The organism is Candidatus Latescibacterota bacterium, from assembly GCA_019038625.1.
Classification (GTDB): domain Bacteria; phylum Krumholzibacteriota; class Krumholzibacteriia; order Krumholzibacteriales; family Krumholzibacteriaceae; genus JAGLYV01.
This window is the reverse complement of the sequence record JAHOYU010000007.1, coordinates 1-1,137: the sequence shown is the minus strand read 5'-3', so window position 1 is coordinate 1,137 and position 1,137 is coordinate 1. Positions and strand designations below refer to the sequence as shown.

General features: G+C 51.4%; 2 protein-coding genes. Both read left to right on the top strand.

Annotated elements, in window-relative coordinates:
- A partial coding sequence (locus KOO63_00240) for a hypothetical protein (protein ID MBU8920265.1) occupies positions 1–554 on the top strand: 554 nt, incomplete at its 5' end.
- 49 nt (positions 555–603) lie between these two features.
- Positions 604–1,137: glycoside hydrolase (locus KOO63_00235; protein ID MBU8920264.1), on the top strand; the 534-nt coding region annotated here is incomplete at its 3' end.

Genomic DNA, 1,137 nt, shown 5'->3' with positions numbered 1-1,137 from the left:
CACCTGGGGGAGGGATCTACACCCTGCCGGATGGAGAAGAGATCTGGATAGATATCGGACTTGAGGATTACGAGGTCACCTCTCTCGTCATGACAGACTCGCTGGCTCTCTATGCCTCATGCAGCTTCGGCGGAGTCTTTTGTTATAATGAAGAATCGTTGCTCTGGGATCAGACGAATGAAGGGCTGGATGATCTCAATGTAGAGGCCCTGGTTACGACTCCCGATGGAATGCTGGTAGCGGGAACAAAGACCTCGGGACTGTATACCATGAACCCGGGCACAAGGATCTGGCGCAGAATCGGCTCCGAAGAACTGACCATAGTAGCGATGGATGTCTATAACGGAACGGTCGTGATCGGAACCGATTATGACGGATTTTACTATTACAGGTCCGGGATGGCCGGGCCGGAAAGGATTCCCGTCGGAGACGGAGGAGACCTCTCAGGGGTCGGCAAATTTCCATATCTGACTTCGATGAGTATCGGGCCTGATGGCCATATTGCTTTTTTAAGCCGAAACAGGGTGTTCAAAAGTTTCTGTCCGATAGATTAGATCATGAGACAGGCCGCCTTCGGGAGAGGGCGACCGGAGTTTGATGCTGATGTTTAACAATAAAAAAGCCGAATTTCTGATAGCGGCCCTGTTGATCCTCTCATCTGTCTCCTGCGCGGAAGATGTCCTGCTTCCAGGAGAAGAGAGGGGAGTATGGATGCTTGTTCCACCGTTAAGAGAAACAATCGGGTCAGATATCAGGGCTACAGCGGAAGGGCCTGATGGGGAGCTTTATGTTGCAACGCGACGGGCTGTATCTGGTGACGGGACCGGGCTTGTGCTGTTGACAGATGATGCCGGGCTTACCTGGGATATTGGAGGAAAGGGTATGAATCCGGATCGCCGGATCTTTGAATTCGAGATCCTTGAAGACGGCACTGCCTTTGCGGGAATGGAACGTGGAGGTGTTTTTCGTTCCTGTGACAGGGGAATGACATGGAAACAGGTCAATAACCATCTGCCGGATCTGGAATTGAGAAGCATTGTTACTATCCCAGATGGGCGTCTCCTTGTATCGACCTATTTCAACGGTTTGTTTTTATCGTCTGACAGGGGTGATAGATGGGATCGCTGCCTGTCAGAT